Annotated in this window: 10 protein-coding genes; 7 read left to right on the top strand and 3 right to left on the bottom strand. The window is 64.0% G+C overall.

What is annotated here, in order from left to right; translation table 11 throughout:
• Positions 1-130: 130 nt before the first annotated feature.
• Complete coding sequence (locus V6093_RS14960; RefSeq protein ID WP_003255323.1) at positions 131-1,486, bottom strand: diguanylate cyclase; 1,356 nt, start codon at positions 1,484-1,486, stop codon at positions 131-133.
• 248 nt (positions 1,487-1,734) lie between these two features.
• Between V6093_RS14960 and V6093_RS14955 the strand changes: the two genes are divergently transcribed.
• The 5 genes from V6093_RS14955 (at position 1,735) to V6093_RS14935 (ending at position 6,639) form a co-directional block, all read left to right on the top strand.
• Positions 1,735-2,802, top strand: coding sequence for a DUF2333 family protein (locus V6093_RS14955; protein ID WP_003255321.1), 1,068 nt, complete (start codon positions 1,735-1,737; stop codon positions 2,800-2,802).
• A gap of 2 nt (positions 2,803-2,804) precedes the next feature.
• On the top strand, positions 2,805-3,338 hold the full coding sequence (locus tag V6093_RS14950; protein WP_003255319.1) for an NUDIX hydrolase: 534 nt from the start codon (positions 2,805-2,807) through the stop codon (positions 3,336-3,338).
• 239 nt (positions 3,339-3,577) lie between these two features.
• Complete coding sequence (locus V6093_RS14945) at positions 3,578-3,949, top strand: translation initiation factor Sui1 (protein WP_003255318.1); 372 nt, start codon at positions 3,578-3,580, stop codon at positions 3,947-3,949.
• A 150-nt stretch (positions 3,950-4,099) separates the two neighbouring features.
• Positions 4,100-6,013: an arginine decarboxylase gene (gene speA / locus V6093_RS14940; protein WP_003255317.1), complete on the top strand. Its 1,914-nt coding sequence runs from the start codon at positions 4,100-4,102 to the stop codon at positions 6,011-6,013.
• 170 nt (positions 6,014-6,183) lie between these two features.
• Positions 6,184-6,639, top strand: coding sequence for an REP-associated tyrosine transposase (locus tag V6093_RS14935; RefSeq protein WP_017148076.1), 456 nt, complete (start codon positions 6,184-6,186; stop codon positions 6,637-6,639).
• A gap of 495 nt (positions 6,640-7,134) precedes the next feature.
• Here the strand turns inward: V6093_RS14935 and V6093_RS14930 are convergent, their stop codons facing one another.
• Positions 7,135-8,472: an MATE family efflux transporter gene (locus V6093_RS14930; RefSeq protein ID WP_406669545.1), complete on the bottom strand. Its 1,338-nt coding sequence runs from the start codon at positions 8,470-8,472 to the stop codon at positions 7,135-7,137.
• 279 nt (positions 8,473-8,751) lie between these two features.
• Here V6093_RS14930 and V6093_RS14925 point away from each other — a divergent pair, with 279 nt between their 5' ends.
• Entirely contained in the window at positions 8,752-13,653 is a 4,902-nt protein-coding gene (locus tag V6093_RS14925; RefSeq protein WP_406669544.1) for an alpha-2-macroglobulin family protein, read from the top strand.
• A gap of 151 nt (positions 13,654-13,804) precedes the next feature.
• Here V6093_RS14925 and V6093_RS14920 read toward each other — a convergent pair whose 3' ends face one another.
• A complete protein-coding gene (locus tag V6093_RS14920) occupies positions 13,805-14,098 on the bottom strand; it encodes a hypothetical protein (RefSeq protein ID WP_004577004.1) in 294 nt (97 codons plus the stop codon).
• Positions 14,099-14,175: 77 nt separating this feature from the next.
• On the opposite strand from V6093_RS14920, the gene pbpC reads away from it, so the two are divergent.
• Positions 14,176-16,530 (top strand): peptidoglycan glycosyltransferase PbpC, encoded by a 2,355-nt coding sequence (pbpC, locus tag V6093_RS14915; RefSeq protein ID WP_406669543.1) that lies wholly within the window; start codon positions 14,176-14,178, stop codon positions 16,528-16,530.
• The last annotated feature ends 53 nt before the right edge of the window (positions 16,531-16,583 follow it).

Raw genomic sequence — 16,583 nt, 5'->3', positions numbered from 1 at the left:
TGCGCAGGTGAGAGGTAGGCGCCTGAAGTTATTGCGATTTTGTGACGGGGTGATGACGCCAGGGGCTTGGTGTCAGAAAAAAAGTGGCACAGTGCCTCTATTGGTGTGGCTGGCACAGTGAGTGCGAATCTCAGGGCTCTACACGAACGACGCAATTACGCCCCGCATGCTTGGCCCGGTACAGCGCCTCGTCCGCTGCACTGGCCATGGTCAGTGCATCCAGCCCCTCGTCCAGTTGCACCACCCCTGCACTGAAGGTGCACTGCAAATCCCGCGGCTGCGCCGGGTAGAGAATTTCGGCAAAGCGCCGGCGAATTTCGTCCAGCACCTTGTGTGCGGCGTCCAGCGCGGTATTGGGCATGACGATGGCAAACTCTTCGCCACCGTAGCGGCCAATGAAGTCGGTCTTGCGCAAGCGCTGCTTGAGGAATAGGGCAAGGCTCTTGATCACTCGGTCGCCCATGGGGTGGCCGTGGCGGTCGTTGATCTTCTTGAAGTGGTCGATGTCGAGCATGGCAAAGCTCAACGGCTGCTGCTCACGGCGGGCGCGGAAGCTGCAGTCTTCAAGCAGCTGCAGGATATGGGTGTGGTTGTACAGCCCGGTCAGGCTGTCGCGGACCATGCGTGCCTTCAAATGGCGAGCGCGGGCGGCGCGGTTGCGCACGGTAGTGATCAGGTGGCGTGAGCGAAACGGCTTGGTCAAAAAGTCATCACCGCCTTCGCTCATGGCATCCAGTTGCTTGTCCAGGTCGTCCTCGGCAGACAGGTAGATGATCGGCACGCTCACATAGCGGTCACTGTGGCGGATTACCTTGGCCAGCTCCGGGCCGGTGCAGGCCGGCATGTACAGGTCGAGGATGATCAGGTCAGGCTGGAAGTCGGCAAGCTCTGCCATCGTGCGGATCGGGTCGGTCAGGCTGCGGGTGAGCATGCCGGCGCCGGCCAGTACACGCTCGGTGTACAGGGCCTGGGTGCGCGAGTCGTCGATGATCAGCACGCGCAACGGGTCGTGCGGGGCGGTGTTGGTCAGCAGTTCGACCTTTTCCAGCAAGCTGGAAGCTTCCAGGCTGCCGGTGAGAAAGTCCTGACCACCGGCGCGTACTGCGGCAAGGCGGGTCGGGGTGTCGGCTTCGTGATGGCTGAAGAACAGCAACGGAATGGCGCGTGCCAGGCCCTGCTGCACTTGGGCGGCCAGCAGCAAGCCCAGGCCGGCGCCGGTGAAGTCGACATCCATGATGATGGCCGAAGGCGGGTACTCGCTGATCGAGGCGAGAAACGCCGCTGTGCTGGGCAACGCTTGCACCACCAGGCCAAAGAATTCCAGTTGCTGGGCCAGGCGCTGGGCACGCTCGTGGTCCTGCAGCAGGATGTACACCGGTTTGCGCACCGGCAGCAGCAGCGGGTCGAGCGGGTCGTCCTTGCGCAGGCCGTTACGCGTCAGCTGTTGGACGGGGCACTGCGGGCTCGGCTCGACTGCTTGGCTCATGTCCTGGCTACTTATAGGTTGGGATGTGCAGGGGCAATGATGGCTCTATGCTAGCAGCTCTTTTCACGTGCGTGAGTGCCCTGCGTCAACAAAGCGGGCAGAACGAATATTCAGTTGCTGACTGAATGGTCGCTTATGCGTACGGTGGTGTCTGCTTTATAGTGCAGCCATTCGGGCTTCCCGTGGCACGCTAGCGCAGGCCTGTGGTCAAAGCCCCTGAACCGTCGTGACTGATTAAGGACAAAGCCATGCTGGACTGGAAAAACCGCGAGGCCAAAGCCGAGCCCCGTGAGCGTGTCGACGGGCGCGGCGCTGCCGCCCGTAGCTACCTTGGCGGCCTTTGGAGCCGTGCCCTGGGGACCCTGATCGGGTTGTACCTGCTGGTGTGTATCGGCCTGGGCTGGTACTGGAGCCAGGAGCCTGCTCTGTTCCCGGTGCAGCAAAACGCCCAGGCCGCAGCCGAACGTACTGGCCAGCAGATGGTGGTGGGCTATACCACCGTCGAAACCCTCAAGACCGTGGCCGGCACCTTGCTGAACAAGCCGGGCGGCTACATTTCCAACGACCGCTTCCCGCCAGGGCTGTGGATGGACAACATGCCAAGCTGGGAATATGGCGTGCTGGTCCAGGTCCGTGACCTGTCCCGTGCCCTGCGTAAAGACTTCGCCCGTTCGCAGTCGCAGTCCACCGAAGACGCCGACCTGGCCAAGGCCGAGCCGCGCTTCAACTTCGACAACAAGAGCTGGATTCTGCCATCGAGCGAGTCGGAGTTCGAAGAGGGCATCAAGTCGCTGACCCGCTACCAGACCCGTCTGGCTGCCGGGGACAAGGGCGCTATCTTCTATACCCGCGCCGACAACCTGAACAACTGGCTGGGTGACGTGGCCACCCGCCTGGGCTCGCTGTCGCAGCGCCTGTCGGCCAGCGTTGGCCGGGTCAAGCTCAACACCACGCTGAAGACCGAGTCGGTCGTTGCCGGCCAGGCGCCGCAGGTGGATGAGGAGCTGGTGGAAACCCCATGGCTGCAGATCGACAACGTGTTCTATGAAGCCCGTGGCCAAGCCTGGGCGCTGTCGCACCTGCTGCGTGCCATCGAGGTGGACTTCGCCGACGTGCTGGCGAAGAAGAATGCCACCGTCAGCGTGCGTCAGATCATCCGTGAGCTGGAGGCCTCGCAAGAGCCGCTGTGGAGCCCGATGGTGCTCAACGGCAGTGGCTTCGGCATGTGGGCCAACCACTCGTTGGTCATGGCCAACTACATTTCCCGGGCCAACGCTGCGGTTATCGATCTGCGTCAGCTGCTGTCGCAGGGTTGATGATGGCTATCAGCCCAACCGAGGCCGCCCATCGGGCGGCTTCCGACCGCGAGCTGGTCACCTGGGTGGACGAAACCGACCAGGTACTGGGCGCCTTGCCCCGTGCCGAGCTGCGCGAGCGTGGCCTGATCGGTCGCTGCACGTTCATTCTGCTGTTCAACAGTGCCGGTGAATTGTGTGTACACCGGCGTACCCTGAGCAAGGCGCTGTACCCCGGGTATTGGGATGTGGCGGCGGGCGGCATGGTCACGGCTGGGGAAGCGTATGCCGAGTCGGCCGCGCGCGAGCTGGCCGAAGAGCTGGGCATCGAGGGCGCCGAGCTGCGCTTTCACGAGCGGTTCTACTTCGACCAGCCGGATAACCGCTTGTGGTGTGCGGTATATTCGGCGGTGTCGGATGCGCCGTTGCGGTTGCAGCCGGAAGAGGTTATTGAAGCGCGCTTCATCGGTCTGGAACAGGCTGAGCAGGAAAGCCTGAGCAAGCCTTATTGCCCGGACTCGTTGGCGGCGTTGCAGCGCTATAAGGCCACTTTGTAGGCTCGGGTTTGCCCGCGAAATACCGGCCCAGACACCCGTTTCGCAGGGCAAGGGCTTTGCCCTTGTTCGCGGGTAAACCCGCTCCTACACAACCGGCGTATTTATCGTTACACTGCGCGCCCTTTTCGGGCTGCCGCAATTCTTGCAGCAGTAGCGCCGCCCCTGCCAGAGTGGGGCTTCGCGGTCGGCCTCAACCCCAAGGCACGACCAGTTTTTGTCCTCAGCACCGAGGAACAAAAGTGGCCAAGAAAGCTTCTTCCTTTTCCGCCCTTGGCGGTCTCGTGTACTCCACCGACGCCGGTCGGCACTGCCCCGACTGTGGCCAGCCGGTGGACGCCTGCACCTGCAAGCAGCAAATCATCCCCGAAGGCGACGGCATTGCCCGCGTGCGCCGCGAAAGCAAAGGCCGTGGCGGCAAGACCGTGACCACTGTCACCGGCGTGCCGCTGCCGCCCGACCAGCTCAAGGAGCTGGCGACCACGCTCAAGCGCCGCTGCGGTACCGGCGGCGCCCTGAAGGACGGGGTTATCGAGATCCAGGGCGACCATGTCGAGCTGTTGATCGGCGAGCTGACCAAACAGGGTTTCAAGGCGAAAAAGTCCGGCGGCTGAGGCCATCGCACGATTTTTTGCCCAGCGCTTTCTAAACTCGTTCCCGTGGTCAGAGTCTATGCCTGAGCACGGATGAATCGTCATTTTCAGCTTTTACACTCGCCCCGCTGCCTGCGGGCAGTGTCTTCGACTTATTTATAGGGGACTTGAATGTCCGTACGACGCACACGCAAAGACGATGGTAGCCAATGGACCGTGGCTGACAGCCGCAGTGTTTATGGCATCCGCCATTGGGGCGCTGGCTATTTCGCCATCAATGAAGCCGGGCGCGTCGAAGTACGCCCCAACGGCCCTCAAAGTGCTCCGATCGACCTGTTCGAACAGGTCGACGAACTGCGCCAGAGCGGCTTGTCGCTGCCCTTGCTGGTGCGCTTCCCTGACATTTTGCAGGACCGTGTGCGCCAGCTGACCGGTGCCTTCGACGCCAACATCGCGCGTCTGGAATACCAGAGCCAGTACACCGCGCTGTACCCGATCAAGGTCAACCAGCAGGAAGCGGTGGTGGAAAACATCATTGCCACGCAAAACGTTTCCATCGGCCTGGAAGCCGGCTCCAAACCCGAGTTGCTGGCAGTGCTGGCGCTGGCGCCGAAGGGCGGCACCATCGTCTGCAACGGCTACAAGGACCGTGAGTTCATTCGCCTGGCACTGATGGGCCAGAAGCTTGGCCACAATGTGTTCATCGTCATCGAGAAAGAGTCGGAAGTGGCCCTGGTGATCGAAGAGGCTGCCGAGCTCAAGGTGAAACCACAGGTTGGCCTGCGCGTTCGCCTGTCGTCGCTGGCCTCGAGCAAGTGGGCCGACACCGGTGGCGAGAAGTCCAAGTTCGGTTTGTCCGCCGCCCAGTTGCTTTCGGTGGTGCAGCGCTTCCGCGATGCGGGCCTGGATCAGGGCATCCGCCTGCTGCACTTCCACATGGGTTCGCAGATCGCCAACCTGGCTGACTACCAGCACGGTTTCAAGGAAGCCATCCGTTATTACGGCGAACTGCGTGCGCTGGGCCTGCCGGTCGACCACATCGACGTGGGTGGCGGCCTGGGTGTGGACTACGACGGCACTCACTCGCGCAATGCCAGCTCGATCAACTACGACATGGACGACTACGCCGGCGTGGTGGTGGGCATGCTGAAGGAGTTCTGCGACGCACAGGGCCTGCCGCACCCGCACATCTTCTCGGAGAGTGGCCGTTCGCTGACCGCGCACCACGCCATGCTGGTGATCCAGGTGACCGACGTCGAGAAACACAATGACGACGTACCGACCATCGAGAACAAGGAAGCCCTGCCCGAGACCGTGCAGTGGCTGGTCGACCTGCTTGGCCCGACCGACATCGAGATGGTCACCGAGACCTACTGGCGTGCCACCCACTACATGGGTGATGTGGCCGCGCAGTACGCTGATGGCAAGATCAGCCTGGGCGAGAAAGCCTTGGCCGAGCAGTGCTATTTCGCCGTGTGCCGCCGTCTGCACAACTCGCTGAAAGCCCGCCAGCGCTCGCACCGCCAGGTGCTGGACGAGCTGAACGACAAGCTGGCCGACAAGTACATCTGCAACTTCTCGGTGTTCCAGAGCCTGCCAGACACCTGGGCCATCGGCCAGGTCCTGCCGATCATCCCGCTGCACCGCCTGGACGAAGAGCCGATGCGGCGTGCGGTATTGCAGGACCTGACTTGCGATTCCGACGGCAAGATCAACCAGTACGTTGACGAGCAGAGCATCGAAACCAGCATGCCGGTGCATGCGGTGAAGGAGGGCGAGGATTACCTGCTAGGCGTGTTCCTAGTGGGTGCCTACCAGGAAATCCTGGGTGACATGCACAACCTGTTCGGTGACACCGACTCGGTGAACATCTACCAGAATGCCGACGGCAGCGTGTACCACGCGGGTATCGAAACCCACGACACCATCGAAGACATGCTGCGCTACGTGCACCTGTCGCCGGAAGAGTTGATGACGCATTACCGCGACAAGGTCGCCAGCGCCAAGATCACTGCGCGTGAGCGGACCCAGTATCTGGATGCCTTGCGCCTGGGGTTGACCCGGTCTTCGTACCTGTCGTCGTAATTGACGGGGCCGCCCCGCAAAAACTGCACGGTTTGCTTGTTTTTGTGGGCGCGGCCTCGCGTCGCGATATGAGGGCGAAGCCCTCACCGTGTCATACCCGGTAATGGTCCTGTCCTCGCCCGTCGCATTCGCGGCGCTAACTTTGAATGCACAATTCAAAGGAGAACGACATGGAACGTCCAGGCTCCCATCGTTTACGTAATGGCCGGGTGTCCGAATCCGGGCGCCTCTACCTGTTGACTACAACTACCCGCAGCCGAACGCCGTTGTTCAAAGACTTCCGATTCGCCAGGACCGTGATCCAGCAGTTGCGGTTCAGCGATGAGCGCAAGGCTTGTCGATCGCTGGCATGGGTGTTGATGCCGGATCACCTTCACTGGCTCATCGAGCTGGGTCCAGTGAGCCTGGGTAGGCTGATGTGCGAATTCAAATCCAGAAGCAGCTGTGCCTTGTACAAGGCCGGTGTTGAAAGACGGCATATCTGGCAAACCAGCTTTCATGACCGGGCTTTGCGTCGCGAGGAGGATGTGCGAGCGGTGGCCCGCTACATCATCGCCAACCCCATTCGGGCCGGCCTGGTGCGGCGGGCTGGCGAGTATCCCCATTGGGACTGTGTATGGCTGTGAGCATGTGAGGGCTTCGCCCTCATTTCGCGACACAAGGCCGCTCCCACAGGGACCGCGAAAGCAGGCTGACCCGCTATCCCCCAATCAGCCAGCCCGCGAAAGCAGGCCGACCCGCTATCCCCCAATCAGCCAGCCCGCGAAAGCAGGCCGACCCGCTATCCCCCAATCAGCCAGCCCGCGAAAGCAGGCCGACCCGCTATCCCCCAATCAGCCAGCCCGCGAAAGCAGGCCGACCCGCTATCCCCCAATCAGCCAGCCCGCGAAAGCAGGCCGACCCGCTATCCCCCAATCAGCCAGCCCGCGAAAGCAGGCCGACCCGCTATCCCCCAATCAGCCAACCCGCGAAAGCAGGCCGACCCGCTATCCCCCAATCAGCCAGCCCGCGAAAGCAGGCCGACCCGCTATCCCCCAATCAGCCAACCCGCGAAAGCAGGCCGACCCGCTATCCCATGTGGGAGCGGCCTTGCGTCGCGATGGGCCGCAAAGCGGCCCCAATCAGCCAAACCACAGGTCTCTCTGCTGCAACCGCCACCCTACCCACCCCAACGTCACCGCCCGCAACCCCATGAACCCAAGAAACGCCATCCACAACCCATGGTTGCCCAACCCGCTCATGGCCAGTGCCACCGGCAGCGCAACCAACACCGAAACCAGCATTGCATTACGCATTTCCCGCGCCCGGGTCGCGCCGATGAACAACCCATCCAGCAAGTAACTCCACACCGCGATCAGCGGCAGCAACGCCAGGTAGGGCAAATACGGATAAGCCGCCGCCCGCACACTGTCGATATCAGTCTGCAAGTCGATGAACAGGTGCCCACCCAGCAGGAACAGCCCGGCAAACCCCACGCTGGTGATCAGTGACCAACCACAAGCGACCACCAGCGAGCGGCGCAAAGTGTCGCGGTCACGGGCACCAATGGCATGGCCGCACAAGGCCTCCACCGCATGGGCCAGCCCATCCAGCGCATAGGCCGTCAGTAGCAGGCCATTTAGCAACAGGGCGTTGGCCGCCACGGTCGCTTCACCCAGACGCGCGCCCTGCACGGTAATCAGCAGGAACACCAGTTGCAGTGCCAGGCTACGCAGGAAGATGTCGCGGTTCACCGCCAGCAGTGGCCTCCAGGCCTGCCAGCGCTTGAGCGCTGCCCACACGATCTGCCCCGGGTAAGCCCGCAGGGCCGGGCGGGTCAGGGCCAAACCGAGCAGGGCGGCACTCCATTCGGCAATTACCGACGCCCGCGCCGAGCCCAGTACACCCCAGTCCAGGCCCAGCACGAACCACAGGTTCAAGGCGATGTTCAGCAGGTTGGTGGTCAGCAGGATGGCCAGTGGCGCCCTGGCGTTCTGGGTGCCGAGGAACCAGCCGACCAGCGCGTAACTGGCCAGCGCCGCAGGCAGGCCAAGCAGGCGGGTATGGAAGAAGTCTTCGGTGGATTGCTGCAGGGCTGCGCTGGGTTGCATCGCATGGAGTGCGAGCTGGCTGAAGGGCAGGGCCAGCAGGCCGATCAACAGGGCGAAGCCGACCGCCAGCAGCAGCCCTTGCATCAGTACCTGGCGTAGCGCTGCACCGTCGCCACGGCCGGCGGCCTGGGCAGCGAAGCCGGTGGACCCCATGCGCAGGAAGCCCATCAGGCCGACCATGAAGGTGAACAAGGTGGCGCCCACGGCCACGGCGCCCAGTTGGTGGGCGTGCGGGAGATGACCGATGACCGTGCTGTCGACCAGCGCCACCAGCGGTACCGAGATGTTGGACAGGATCATCGGCGCGGCCAGCGCCCAGACCTTGCGGTGGGTGGGGCGGTGGCGCCAGTCGGCAGCGAGTTGGGGCATGTGCATTCCATGAGATTTTGGGGCCGCTGTGTGCCCCTTCGCGAGCTTGCTCGCTCCCACAGGAAAGTGTTGCTCTTGCGGCCGGCACCAAACCTGTGGGAGCGGGCAAGCCCGCGAAGGGACGCCATGCGGCCCCTTTAACGAATGGCCACAGTGTAACGACCAGGCAACCATTTAGCGCGACCATGGTCTGACCTGGCGCGCAACGCCGGGTGCTGCACCTGACGTTGCGCTATAGTTGCTGCCCTCACGTACACGCTGCCCAAGAGTTCCTATCTCATGTTCAACAAAGGATTGTTGCTGGCCTGCGCGCTGGCGTTGCTCAGTGCCTGTGACTCTTCCACGCCGGGCAAACCGGCGCCGGTCGAGAAAACCGTGGCGCCCGCGCCCGCCGAAACCCCCGCCCCCAAGCGTGAGGACCCGGCCGTGCTCGCCAAGCGCTACGAGGGCCGCGAACTCACGGTGCTGGACGTATCGGAAGTGCAGCTCGATGGCGCGGCAACGCTGTCGATCAGCTTCTCAGCACCGCTGGATGCCAAGCAGGACTTCGCTACCAAGGTGCACCTGGTCGACACCGTCAAGGGTAAGCTAGATGGCGCCTGGGAACTCTCCGACAACCAGATGGAGCTGCGCCTGCGCCACCTGGAGCCGCAGCGCAAGCTCGTGCTGACCGTCGACAAGGGGCTGCTGGCAGTCAACGGCAAGCAGCTGGACAGCGAGTCGATCACCCGCCTGGAAACCCGCGACATGCAGCCGACCATCGGCTTTGCCAGCCGCGGCTCGCTGCTGCCTACCCGCCTGGCAGAAGGCCTGCCGGTGATTGCTCTGAACGTCGACAAAGTGGATGTCGAGTTCTTCCGCGTCAAGCCAGACATGCTCTCGACCTTCCTGGCCAACTGGGGACGCAACAGCAGCCTGTACTACTACCAGTCCAAGGAAACCCTGGACATGGCCGAGCTGGTCTACAGCGGCCGCTTCGATCTAAACCCGGCGCGCAACACGCGCGAGACCGTGTTGCTGCCGATTGCCGGCATCAAGCCGTTGCAGGCGCCAGGCGTGTACCTGGCAGTGATGCGCGCCTCGGGTACCTACGATTATTCTCAGCCGGCAACCCTGTTCACCCTCAGCGACATCGGCGTGTCGGCCCACCGCTACCGCGACCGTATCGACGTGTTTGCGCAAGCCCTGGAAGGCGGCAAGGCGCTGAGCGGCGTCAACCTGGAAATCCATGACGAAAAGGGCAAGCTGCTGGCCCAGGCCACCACCGATGGCAAGGGGCATGCCCAACTGCCAATCACGCCAAAGGCCGATACCCTCATTGCCACCCAGGGCGTGCATACCACGCTGCTGCGCCTGAACACCGCAGCCCTGGACCTGGCCGAATTCGACATCACCGGGCCTCAGGCCAACCCGCTGCAGTTCTTCATCTTCGGCCCGCGTGACCTGTACCGCCCGGGTGAGACGGTGCTGCTCAACGGCCTGCTGCGCGACCAGGACGGCAAGCCGGTCAAAGCCCAGCCGGTGAGCGTGGAAGTGCGTCGCCCGGATGAACAGGTGAGCCGCAAGTTCGTCTGGGAAGCCGACAGCAATGGCTTGTACCAATACCAGTTGCAACTGGCCACCGAGGCCCCGACTGGCCGTTGGCAACTGCTGCTCGACCTGGGTGGCGGGCGCAAGCAGGTCTATGAATTCCTCGTTGAAGACTTCCTGCCCGAGCGCCTGGCGCTGGAGCTCAAGGGCAGCAGCACACCGCTTTCGCCGGATGAAGATGCGCGTATCCAGGTCAATGGCCGTTACCTCTATGGTGCGCCGGCCGCCGGCAACCGCCTGAGCGGTCAGGCCTATGTACGCCCGCTGCGCGAGGCAGTACCGGCGTTGCCTGGCTACCAGTTCGGCTCGGTCACCGAAACCGATCTGAACCAGGACCTGGAACTGGACGAAGTCACCCTTGACCAGGCCGGCAAGGCGGTGGTCGATATCGAAAGCCGTTGGGCCGAAGCCCGCTCTCCGCTGCAACTGACCGTGCAGGCCAGCCTGCAGGAGTCGGGTGGCCGGCCGATCACCCGGCGCCTGGAGCAGCCTATCTGGCCGGCTGAGCGCCTGCCGGGCCTGCGAGGCCTGTTCGAAGGTGAGGAGACCGATAGCGACGGGCCCGTGGAATTCGAATTCCTGGTGGCCGACCGCGACGGTAACAAACTGGCGGCCGACGCGCTTAAGGTGCGCCTTGTTCGCGAACGCCGCGATTACTACTGGAATTACTCGCAAAGCGACGGCTGGAGCTACGCCTACAACGAGAAGTTCCTGACCCAGAACGAAGAGACGATCAGCGTCAAGGCAGGTTCCACCGCCAAACTCAGCTTCCAGGTTGAGTGGGGCCCGTACCGCGTCGAGGTCGAAGACCCGCAAACCGGTCTGGTGTCCAGTGAGCGCTTCTGGGCCGGCTACCGTGCCCAGGACAACGCTGAGGGCGGCGCGGTGCGGCCGGACCAGGTCAAGCTGGCGCTGGACAAACCCTCCTACACCGATGGCGCTACTGCCAAGGTCACCGTCACCCCGCCCGCTGCGGGTAGCGGCTACCTGATGATCGAGTCCAGCGATGGCCCGCTGTGGTGGCAGGAGATCGATGTGCCCGCCGAGGGCAAGACCTTTGACGTGCAACTGGACAAGGCCTGGGCCCGTCACGACCTGTACATCAGCGCGCTGGTTATCCGCCCTGGTGAGCGCAAGGCCAATGCCACGCCCAAGCGCGCCGTGGGCGTGCTGCACCTGCCGCTGGACCGCGCCGAGCGCAAGCTTGCGCTGAGCCTGCAGGCGCCGGAAAAAATGCGCCCGAAACAGCCTTTGACAGTGAAGGTAAAGGCCGCCAACGCCGATGGCAGTGTGCCCAAGCAGGTGCATGTGTTGTTGTCGGCGGTGGACGTGGGCATCCTCAACATCACCGATTTCAAAACCCCCGACCCGTTCGCCAGCCTGTTCGGGCGCAAGGCCTATGGTGCCGATCAACTGGACATCTACGGCCAGTTGATAGAGGCCGGCCAAGGCCGCCTGGCCAGCCTGGCGTTCGGTGGTGACGCAGCGATGGCCAAGGGGGGCAAGCGACCCAACACTACGGTAACCATCGTCGCCCAGCAGAGCCTGCCGGTGACGCTGGACGACAAGGGTGAGGGCCAGGCCACGGTCGACATCCCCGACTTCAACGGTGAACTGCGGCTGATGGCGCAGGCCTGGACCGAAGAGCACTTCGGCATGGCCGAAGGCAAGACCGTGGTCGCCGCGCCGTTGATTGCCGAGCTTTCGGCCCCGCGCTTCCTGGCCGGTGGCGACCGTACCAGCCTGGCACTGGACCTGGCCAACCTGTCCGGCCGCGCCCAGCAACTGAGCGTCGAAATCACCACGGATGGGCAACTGAGCCTGGCGGCCAATGCCGTGCAGAGCGTTAACCTGGCCGAAGGGCAGCGCTCGACGCTGATGATTCCGGTGCAGGCCCAGGGGGGGCTGGGGCAGGGCAAGGTGCATGTCCGGGTGACGGGCCTGCAACTGCCGAACGAGCCGGTCAATGCGTTCGAGCGTGAGTGGACGCTGGGCGTGCGCCCGGCCTACCCGGCAATGCTCAAGCACTACCGTGTGGCCTTGAAGGACCAGCCGTGGACTCTGCCCGAAGCAGACCTGGCCGCCTTCGAACCCGCAGGCCTGGAAGCCAGCCTGGCCTTGTCGAGCCGGCCGCCGCTGAACCTTGCCGAGCAGATTCGCGCGCTGCAAGCCTACCCCTACGGCTGCCTCGAACAGACCACCAGCGGCCTGTACCCTTCGCTGTACGCCGATGCCGACAGCCTCAAGCGCCTTGGCATCAAGGGCGAGCCGGCGGATGTGCGCAAACGCAAGATCGAAATGGGCATCGAGCACCTGCTGGGGATGCAGCGCTACAACGGCAGCTTTGGCCTGTGGAGTTCGGACAGCGAAGAAGAGTACTGGCTGACCGCCTATGTGACTGACTTCCTGCTGCGTGCCCGTGACCAAGGGTATGGCGTACCCGCCGAGGCATTGAAGAAGGCCAGTGAGCGCTTGCTGCGTTACCTGCAGGAACGCAACCTGATCGAAGTGGACTACAGCGAAAATGCCGACCACACGCGCTTTGCGGTGCAGGCCTACGCGGCGCTGGTGCTGTCGCGCAGCCAGCAGGCGCCGTTGGGTGCCCTGCGCGGGCTGTTCGAACGTCGCGCTGATGCCCGCTCCGGTCTGCCGCTGGTACAACTGGCAGTGGCGCTGGACAAAATGGGCGACAAACCGCGTGCCGAGCAAGCCTTGCAGGCGGGCCTGGGCATCAGCCGTGGCAAAGGCTGGCTGGCCGATTATGGCAGCGCCCTGCGTGACCAGGCACTGATCCTGGCGCTGCTGCAGGAAAGCAACCTGGCCAGCAGCCAGGTCGATCAGCGCCTGTTCGCCTTGTCGGATGAACTGGCGGCCAACCGTTGGCTGTCGACCCAAGAGCGCAATGCACTGTTCCTCGCTGGCCGTGGCCTGCTGGGCAAGCCGGAAGGCCAGTGGCAGGCACGCCTGGACAGCGCGGGTGAAGTGCGCGAGTTGAACAATGCCGAGGCCGGTATGAAGCTGGAAGGCCCGTTACTGGCCTCGCCTCTGAGCGTGCAGAATGAAGGCAACGAGACGCTGTACCAGCAACTGACCTTGTCCGGCTACCCACGACAGGCACCTGCTGCTGGCGGCAACGGCCTGCAGATTCACAGAGAGTACCTGGGCATGAATGGCCAGCCGCTGGACCTGCACAACCTGCGCAGTGGCGACCTTGTGCTGGTGCACCTGGCGCTCAAAGCTGAGGACCACGTGCCGGATGCGTTGGTGGTGGACCTGCTGCCGGCCGGCCTGGAGCTGGAAAACCAGAACCTGGCTCAAAGCGCCGCCAGCCTGGACAACGCCAGCAGTGCAGTGAAGGCGTGGCGCGAGTCGATGCAGAATGCCAGCGTGGTGCATCAGGAGTACCGTGATGACCGTTATGTTGCCGCGCTCAAGCTTGACGGCTATGGCACCACCCACCTGCTGTACCTGGCGCGAGCAGTGACCCCGGGCACCTACCGCGTGCCGCCGCCGCAGGTCGAGTCGATGTATCGGCCGAACCTGCAGGCCGTGGGCGATGGGCAAGGGGAGATGACGGTGAAGGCCCGCTAGAGGCCCGCTCTACGCGGACAATGTGGGAGCGGCCTTGCGTCGCGATAGGGCCGCAAAGCGGCCCCGACAATTCAAGCGGCGAAGCTGAAAGCCTGGGGCTGCTGTGCAGCCCTGTCGCGACGCAAGGCCGCTCCCACAAAGACCGCGCAGATCAGTGGATCACCCAGCTCATCACCCACAGCCCCAGCACCAGCCAGATGATTCCGAGGATGATCGAGGCGCGCATGAATGCGCGGATTGCCGAGTACAGCAGCATCAGGCCGATGATCAGGGCCAGGATGCTCAGCAGCGAAGTGTCCATGCCCAAGGTGCGCGACAGGCCATCGATGAAGTTGCCACCGGCATTGGCCAGCAGGTTGAACAACCCGCTCAATGCGTCGACGATGAAGCGGATCAACGACCCCAGTGCCTGGCCCAGCCACTCGAAAAAACCTTCTACATGCATAGTTGCTTCCTGATGAAAAAATCGGCGAGGTTGTCGTCCCAAAGCCTTTGGCCATTACCTGGCGAGGTCGGCTCCCGATGCCAAGCTTAGCGCGACTACGGTGCCGTGCGGGCAGGTTGTTGCGTGCCACGCTGATCAGTCTGCTGGTGCTCGGCAGCCTGTTCTGGCTGGCTGATCGTATCTGGCCGCTGCCGCTGCCGGGTGATGACCTGGCCCGGGTAGTGCTGGCCGAAGACGGCACGCCCTTGTGGCGCTTTGCCGATGCTGATGGCGTGTGGCGCTACCCCGTGAGCCCTGAAGAGGTTTCGCCGCTTTACCTGCAGGCTTTGCTGACTTATGAGGACCGTTGGTTCTACAACCACCCAGGGGTCAACCCGCTGGCATTGGTCCGCGCGGCCTGGCTGAACCTGCGCGGCGGGCGTGTTGTGTCGGGCGGCAGCACATTGTCGATGCAGGTGGCACGCCTGCTCGACCCGCACGACCGTACCCTGGTCGGCAAACTGCGCCAGCTATGGCGCACCTTGCAGCTGGAATGGCACTTGTCCAAGCGCGACATCCTGCAGATCTACCTGAACCGCGCACCTTTCGGCGGCACGCTTCAGGGCGTGGCGGCAGCCAGCTGGGCGTACCTGGGCAAGTCGCCCCTGCACCTGACACCTGCCGAAGCGGCACTGCTGGCCGTGCTGCCCCAGGCACCCAGCCGGCTGCGCCCGGACCGCCACCCCGAGCGTGCCCAGCGTGCCCGGGACAAGGTGCTGCAGCGCCTGGCTGAGTACCAGGTATGGCCGGCCCAGCAAATTCGCGAGGCGGCCGAGGAGCCGCTGGTGTTGGCGCCACGCCAGGAGCCGGCCCTGGCGCCATTGTTGGCCCGGCGCCTGAACAGCGCTGACAGCCCGCCGCTGATCCGTACCACGCTTGACGCTGCGCTTCAGCGGCGCCTCGAAGACTTGCTGCTGGGCTGGCGCGCACGGCTGCCGGAGCGTACCTCGGCCGCCATTCTGGTGGTCGAAGCGCAGAGCATGGCGGTGCGCGCGTACCTGGGCTCGATAGATTTGTCTGATGAGCGCCGCTTTGGCCATGTCGACATGGTGCGTTCGTTACGTTCGCCCGGCTCCACCCTCAAGCCGTTTCTTTACGGCATGGCGCTGGACGATGGCCTGATCCATTCCGAATCGCTGTTGCAGGATGTTCCACGACGCTATGGCGACTATCGCCCTGGCAACTTCTCCATGGGGTTCAGCGGGCCGGTGTCGGCCAGCTCGGCACTGGCCCTGTCGCTCAACCTGCCCGCCGTGCAATTGCTGGAGGCCTACGGCCCGAAACGCTTTGCCGCGCAACTGCGCATGGCGGGCATGCCGTTGATACTGCCACCCCTTGCCGAGCCCAACCTGTCGTTGATCCTGGGCGGTGCCGGCAGCCGGCTGGAGGACCTGGTCGGCGGCTACGCGGCGCTGGCGCGGGGTGGCAACAGTGCGCAGGTGCGCTTGCAGCCACAGGCCCCCTTGGTGGAGCACCGGTTGCTGTCACCGGGGGCGGCGTGGATCATCCGGCGTATCCTCAGTGGCCAGGCGCGCCCGGACCGCGACCCGCACGCCGAACTGGTGCAGCGCCCGCTACTGGCCTGGAAAACCGGCACCAGCTACGGCTTTCGCGATGCCTGGTCGATTGGCGTGGGGCCGCGTTACCTGATCGGCGTATGGATTGGCCGCCCCGACGGTACACCGGTGCCTGGGCAGTTCGGTCTGGCGTCGGCGGCGCCGCTGATGTTGCAGGTGCACGATCTGTTGAGCAATCGCGACAGCCAACGCGGCATCAGCGTCCCGGTAGCGCCGGTACCTGCGAATATCGGCGTTGCGGCGATCTGTTGGCCGCTGGGCCAGCCGATGAGCAAGCAGGACACCAACTGTCGGCGTCAGCGCTTTGCATGGACCCTGGACGGCACCACGCCACCCACCTTACAGGCAGCCGACCAGCCGCTGGGCCTGGGCTTGCGCGAAAAAGTGTGGGTCAACGAGCAGGGCTTGCGGGTGGATGGTAGCTGCCCGGGCGCCAAGGCGCGTGACATCGCCCTGTGGCCGGCGCCGCTGGAGCCTTGGCTCCCCCGTGTCGAGCGGCGCATGGCACGTTTGCCGGCCATCGACCCGGCCTGCCCGGCGCAGGTGCCGGCCAGTGCACCACCGCTGTCGATTGTCGGCGTGCGCCCAGGCGACAATCTGCGCCGCCCGGCCACCAGCACTGAGCCGTTGCAATTGCAGGTCTCTGCCTTGGGGGGTGGTGGACGGCGCTGGTGGTTCCTCAACGGCCAGCCGTTGGGTGAAACCCAGGGGCAGGACAGCCTGTTGCTGCGTTTGCCACAGGTGGGGCAGGCCGAACTCAGCGCGCTGGACGAAAGCGGTCAGACGGCGCGGGTGGCGTTCCAGGTCAGTGAGTAGGTGTTCGACGACAGCCGGGCCAGCACCTACGCTTGCAAGTGACGGGTGTGACC

The organism is Pseudomonas putida group bacterium ESBL64, from assembly GCF_045277175.1.
GTDB classification, from domain to species: Bacteria; Pseudomonadota; Gammaproteobacteria; order Pseudomonadales; family Pseudomonadaceae; genus Aquipseudomonas; species Aquipseudomonas alloputida.
Note: the sequence above shows the minus strand (reverse complement) of the source record. Positions and strands in the feature narration are given on the sequence as shown.